5 protein-coding genes are annotated in these 6,299 nt (G+C 61.3%); 4 read left to right on the forward strand and 1 reads right to left on the reverse strand.

Going from position 1 to position 6,299, the window contains the following annotated elements:
- Nucleotides 1-93 precede the first annotated feature (93 nt).
- The 4 genes from LIW51_RS16670 (at nt 94) to LIW51_RS16685 (ending at nt 4,597) form a co-directional block, all read left to right on the forward strand.
- The gene (locus tag LIW51_RS16670) at nt 94-486 is read left to right on the forward strand and encodes a DUF2267 domain-containing protein (protein WP_227375211.1); all 393 of its coding nucleotides are present in this window, start codon (nt 94-96) and stop codon (nt 484-486) included.
- Between the two features lie 242 nt (nt 487-728).
- Nucleotides 729-1,850 carry a thiamine ABC transporter substrate-binding protein gene (locus LIW51_RS16675; protein ID WP_227375212.1) on the forward strand — a complete coding sequence of 374 codons (1,122 nt, stop codon included), beginning with the start codon at nt 729-731 and terminating at the stop codon, nt 1,848-1,850.
- Nucleotides 1,851-3,521: an ABC transporter permease gene (locus tag LIW51_RS16680; protein WP_227375213.1), complete on the forward strand. Its 1,671-nt coding sequence runs from the start codon at nt 1,851-1,853 to the stop codon at nt 3,519-3,521.
- 23 nt (nt 3,522-3,544) lie between these two features.
- Nucleotides 3,545-4,597 carry an ABC transporter ATP-binding protein gene (locus LIW51_RS16685; RefSeq protein ID WP_227375214.1) on the forward strand — a complete coding sequence of 351 codons (1,053 nt, stop codon included), beginning with the start codon at nt 3,545-3,547 and terminating at the stop codon, nt 4,595-4,597.
- 74 nt (nt 4,598-4,671) lie between these two features.
- Here LIW51_RS16685 and LIW51_RS16690 read toward each other — a convergent pair whose 3' ends face one another.
- Complete coding sequence (locus tag LIW51_RS16690; RefSeq protein ID WP_227375215.1) at nt 4,672-5,400, reverse strand: hypothetical protein; 729 nt, start codon at nt 5,398-5,400, stop codon at nt 4,672-4,674.
- Nucleotides 5,401-6,299 lie beyond the last annotated feature (899 nt).

Raw genomic sequence — 6,299 nt, forward strand, 5'->3', positions numbered from 1 at the left:
AATCCGAAGCCGACGAGACCGAATCGCTCGCAGGTCTCGTCGGTTCGCAGTGGCCGTAATCCTCACAAGCAAACTGTGCATACATAACCATGTATGGATCACGATACGTTCATCGATACGGTTCAGCAGCACGCAGACTTCCCCTCTCGGGAAGAAGCGACCGACGCGACGCGAGCAGTGCTGATGACGCTCGGTGAACGCATCACCGAGAACGAGGCCGAAGACCTCGCGGCGCAACTCCCGGCTGAGGTCGACGACCACCTCACGGAGGCGGACTCGCACGCCAACCAGTTCTCGTTCGAGGAGTTCGCCGAACAGGTCGCCGAGCGCGCCGACGTCGAAGCGGTCGCGGACGACCCGCGAACTGCGTCGCAGGCCGTCTCGGACACGGTTCGAGAAGCGATCGGGACGGGAGAGTTCCAAGACGTCGTCTCCCAACTCCCCGAAAACGAGGAGTACGGCGGCCTCCTTTCCACCGCCGAGTAGGCGACCGGAACGACGCGGAGAACGGTTTGAGTTCGGCGTCGAGAATCGCTCGAACGCTTTTCGCAGTTCAGGATACGTTCGCGGAACGCCACACCGTCTTCCGACGCGAGACGTACATATTCGATATTTGATATAAATGTATCCGATTCATCCACCGTTATCTCCTCGATTCGTACCATCTTAGATACGTAACTCACCTCGCATCACGTCCGTTAAGTATCACCGACTGTAACCACCGAGTAATGAAACGACGAACGTTCCTCGCGGCGGGAAGCACCACTATCGCCGGTCTCGCCGGCTGTCTCGATAGCAACTCCGGGTCGCCCGGCGCCGATACCACGGGGACGACAGCTGGAACCACCGCAGATACGACCGTACAGACCGAACCAAGCGGTACGCTGAAGGTCGCAACGTACAGTTCGTTCGTGGACGCGCCGAGTTCGTCGCCCGGTTCGTGGGTGAAAAAGCAGTTCGAAAAGGAGTATCCGAAAGCGACGCTCCGATGGCAGACGCCCGAAAACGAGGTTAACTACTTCATCCAGCGGAAGGCTCAGAACGTCGATATCGACACGGACGTGTACGTCGGGCTGAACGTCGACCATCTCATCACCATCGACGACAAACTCGGCGGGAAGAAGTTGTTCACCCCCATCGCCGACTCGCTGTCGAACTACGGTCACGTCAAAGACGGCCTGACGTTCGACCCGAAAAAGCGCGTGATTCCGTACGACACCGGATACATCAGCCTCGTGTACAACGCCCACGAGGTGGACGACCCCGGAACGTTCGACGCGCTGGCGAAGCCGAAGTACGCGAGCAAACTCATCACGCAGAACGCCCAGCAGGCCGCGACGGGTCGGGCGTTCCTCCTGTGGACTATCCACCAGACGGGTCCGGATCAGTACCTCGACTACTGGCAGCGGATGAAGAAAAACGGCGTGCAGATACTCGGCTCGTGGGACGCCTCCTACACCGCCTACTCCAACGGCGAGCGCCCAATCGTCGTCTCCTACTCCACCGACCAAGTGTACGCCCACCGCTCGGGCGCGGACATGAAGAAACACCAGATTGGCTTCCCGAACGGGGAGGGCTACGCCAACCCTGAAGGCATGGCGAAGTTCGCGGGCACCGACCGGTCGGAACTGGCGGACGCGTTCCTCGACTTCATGCTCTCGAAGCCGGTACAGTCGAAGATTCCGACGCTTAACGTCCAGTTCCCGGCAACCGACTGGGCCGCACCCGGGAAGGAGTTCGACAAGTACGCCAAAGCGCCCGAGAAGCCGGTCACCTACTCCTACGAGGAGTTGCGGGGCAACCTCGAAGAGTGGGTCGAGCAGTGGGCGCGGAAGATCGCGAGCAAGTAGATGTTCCTCCGGCGCTGGCTGGAGCGACACGCGCTCGCCCTCCTCGGCGTTGCGACCAGCGCCGTCCTCGTCGTCCTCTTTTACTTCCCGGTAGCCATTGTCTTCACAGAAGCAGGCGGCGTGGCCGCTTTCACCGACGTGCTGTCCGACCCTTTTTACCGGGAAATCTTCTGGTTCACGACGAAACAGGCGGCGCTCTCTACGCTGGCGAGCGTCGCGCTCGGACTGCCGGGTGCCTACGTCCTCTCGCGGTACGAGTTCCCCGGCAGACGGACGATTCGTTCGCTCACCATCCTCCCGTTCGTCATGCCGTCCATCCTCGTCGTCATCGGCTTCGTGGCGATGTTCGGGACGAACGGCCTGCTCAACGACCTGCTGTCGGTCGTCGGCCTCGGCCCGTACTCGCTGCTCTACAACCTCCCCGCGATAATCGTCGCCCACGCCTTCTACAACGCGCCGCTCGTCGCCCGAGTGACGAACGCCGCGTGGGAGAGCGTGGACGCCCGCGAGGTGGAGACCGCCCGGAGCCTCGGCGCGGGTCGGTTCCGGGCATTCCGCGACGTGCTGATTCCTCAACTGCTTCCGGCGATTTTCACGGGCGCACTACTTACGTTCATCTTCACGTTCATGTCGTTCGCCATCGTCCTCGAATTGGGCGGATTCGGGTTCCAGACCGTCGAAGTCTGGATCTACGCGCAGGTTCGAGACCTCGACTACTCCGTGGCCGCCGTCCTCGCCGTGCTCGAAACGCTTCTCTCATTAGCGTTGACCTACGGCTACCTTCGCTACGAAGCGCGACAGGCCGCCGCATCGCGGGCCACCAGACCCCTCCCTCGAAAACGGTTGTTCGCCGACGGCCGCGACTCGGCGGAGACGCTCGAACGCGCGGGCGTCGCCGTCTACCTCCTCGTCGTCGGCGTCGTCTTCGTCGGCCCGCTCGTCAGCACCGTGCTCGAAAGCGTGACTGGGCCGACCGGGTTCACCCTCCGGTACTACGAGTTCCTCGTCGCGCGGCAGGCGACCGGCGCGTCCTTCCAGACGAAACCTGGTGTCGCGGTCCGCAACTCGCTCGTTTTCGGCCTCGGCGCGCTGCTCGTCGCGCTTCCGATGGGCGTCGTCGTCGCGGTGCTCTCCCGTGCGAGGGGCGGTCGCGCGGTCGAATCGCTGGCGATGGCCCCCCTCGCGGTCAGCGGCGTGATGGTCGGACTCGGGATGCTCCGCGGACTGGTCTTCGGGATTCCGGTCGCCGGAACTCGAATCCAGGTGGGCGGCGCGCTCGCCATCGTCGCGGCGCACGCCGTCGCGGCCTACCCGTTCGTCACGCGGAACGTCGCGCCGATGCTCTCCCGAATCGACCGCCGGATGGTCGAATCGGCTCGCGCGCTCGGCGCGTCGCGCGCTCGCGCACTGGTGGACGTCGAACTCCCCCTCGTCGCCGCCGGTATCGTCGCCGGGGCCGCGTTCGCGTTCGCCATCAGCATCGGCGAGTTCGACTCGACAGTTATTCTTGCCACGGGTAGCAGCAGTTACACGATGCCGGTCGCAGTTGAGCGATACCTCGGCAACCGCACGCTCGGGCCAGCCACCGCGATGGGAACCGTCCTGCTCATCGTCACCGCGGTCAGTTTCGTCGTCATCGACCGCCTCGGCGGGAGGTGGGAGGATGGTTAGTCTATCCTCTGGGGGGTGGGAGCGTGGTTGACGTTCGCCTATCGGATGTCCGAAAGGAGTACGACGGCGTGACCGCCCTCGAAGACGTGTCGATCCGCGTCGAAGACGGCGAGTTCTTCACCCTCGTCGGCCCATCAGGATGCGGAAAGACGACGACCCTCCGCGCCATCGCGGGGTTCGAAGAACCGACCGCCGGCGCGATACGGTTCGGCGACCGCGAGATGGCGGGCGTCCCGCCGGAAGATAGGGACGTGGGAATCGTCTTCCAGAACTACGCGCTCTTCCCGCACATGAGCGTCGCGGAGAACGTCGGCTACGGCCTCCGCTTCCGCGACCCGCCGGGGACGCGAACCCGCGACGAGCGCGTCGCGGAACTGCTCGAACTGGTCGGTCTCGACGGTTTCGAAGACCGCGACCCGGACGAGCTCTCGGGCGGCCAGCAACAGCGGGTCGCTCTCGCGCGCGCTCTCGCGCCCGGCCCGGACGTGCTCCTGCTAGACGAACCGATGAGCGCGCTGGACGCGCGTCTCCGCGACGACCTGCGAACGCAGGTCGCTCGCATCCAGTCCGACCTCGGAATCACGACCATCTACGTCACCCATGACCAGGAGGAGGCGCTGGCGATAAGCGACCGTGTCGCCGTCATGCACGACGGCCGAATCGAGCAGGTCGGTCGCCCGGAGGATGTGTATCGACGACCTCGGTCACGATTCGTCGCCGAGTTCGTCGGCGAGAACAACGTCTTTTCTGGGACGACGGTTGCACACGAAACGAAGGGGTCGCGCGTCACGGTCGACGAGCACGAGTTCCGGATTTCCAGTTCAACGACGGGCCACATCACGTTCTGTATCCGTCCCGAGGCGCTCCGACCGGACGCCGACGAAAACATTTTTTCGGCGACCGTCGAGACCGTCGAATTCCTGGGCGAAGCGTTTCGCGTCCACCTCGACTGGGAGGGGCGGCCGGTGACACTCCGCGTGCCCGAGGCCCCCGACGACGAGCGGATTCGCGTCGGGTTCGACCCCGACGATGCACACGTCATCGACGGGCGGGCGGAATTGGTCGAACAGCGATAAGAGTGGCGGTTCGGCCGTTTTGCGTTTTGCTAGATTTTTTGCTGCCGATTCAATTGCGGAAAGGAACCCGACTACTAGGTCGTCGTGTCGGTCGTCTCGGTGGTGAAGGTTCCATCCGTCGTGTCGGTTCGCCCGGTCGTGAACGTTCCACCGGTATCGGTGGTGAACGTCCCGTCCGTCGTGTCAGTTCGTCCAGTCGTGGCGTTTCCGCCGTTCGTCGTTTCGGTGGTATCCGCCGTTCCGTTCGTTCTCGGGGGCGATCCCGACGTGGTTCTGAACTCGCCCGACCGATCGATATCCCCTCGCATGCTGTTCGGATGGTATCGACAGCGGTAGCGGCGCATATCCTCGTCCGCGCGGAACGTCATCTCGCGCGTCGCTCCCTGTTGAGCGGTATCACCGGTACTTTCAAGCAAATCTCCGCCCTCGCCGAGTATCTGGAACGCGTGTCTGTTTCCGTCGAGATTTATCCAGATGAGCCTGTACTCCTCGTCGGGAACCAATCCTAGCGTCGGGTTCTCGGCTCCTGCGATGACCTCGGGATTGAGACCGAGCCAGTAGTTGACCCGCCCGCCGAGGATGATGGTTCGTTGCCCGCCGTCGTTCGTCGTCTCGGTACCACCGTTCGTCGTTTCGGTGGTCTCGGTCGTGTTCGTTGTGGTCGTGGTCGTAGTCGTCTGGTTACCGTTTCCGCCGCCGTCCTGTGCCATCGCGATGCGTCCGAGCAATCCGACGCCCGCCGCCGCTCCCGTCGCTTTGAGAATCGCTCGGCGCTGTGACTTCGGTGAGTCCTCTCGTGTCATATGTTTCCTCCGCCCATCTGAGGGCACCCGGGGACAAAAATCGCGCACACCGTTCGATTACGGTAATACCGACCTATACGCCGGATACGGGGATTATCGACATTTCTACCGTTCGAAACGCCAGCTTGACGACATTCGAGTATCCCCCGTCAACTTCCGGTTATCGTCGGTGTTCGCTCAGTCGTCTCCCCAAAACCGCCCCAATCCGAGTGAGAGCGTGTCGGGGTTGGATGGGGTTCAAGAAGTGAGAGGACGGTTTCAGGATCGAGATATATCGGCCACACTTCGAAGACGAAACTCAAATTTACCTGTGGAATTTATCCTTCACTGATGAATAGACGAATAATTCTCAAGGGGGACTCTTCTCACCTTGACCTCTGCTCTCATGTCCGCTTCTGGTTGTTTGCGGAACGATTCAGTCGCCTCTGAAGTCGATAATACTACTCCGCTTTCGGCAGAGATCATCGACTACTGGCCAGTGGGGAGCGCGTTTGAATTCAAAGGAAATTACATAATTGTGGGTAAAATCACTAATATAAATGCGGATCGAATACCGATGCCATCCGTAACTACGACTCTAATCACTGGCGAGCGCGAGCGCGTGACGTTCTCTCCATCCTTTAATAAAACTGATGGGGAACGAATTAATCGAGACGAAACGCCGAAACAGATCGATCTATGGAGATTACGAAAATTGGATAAGTTCACCATTAACCTCAGTGGTTAGTGACTGGCTAGAGATCGGCTAAATCCGCATCGTTCTTATCGATTAGAAACCGTTGTCGAACTCGAGCTCCCAACCGTGAACGATTCCTCCCACCGAGAGTACACTTCAGGTGATATCGGCGATCCAGGATATTCTCGTACGGAGAACCCCATGTGATGACCTCCTTGCTTAA

Origin of the sequence: Haladaptatus halobius (assembly GCF_020618475.1) — an archaeon.
In the GTDB taxonomy this organism is placed as follows: Archaea; Halobacteriota; Halobacteria; order Halobacteriales; family Haladaptataceae; genus Haladaptatus; species Haladaptatus halobius.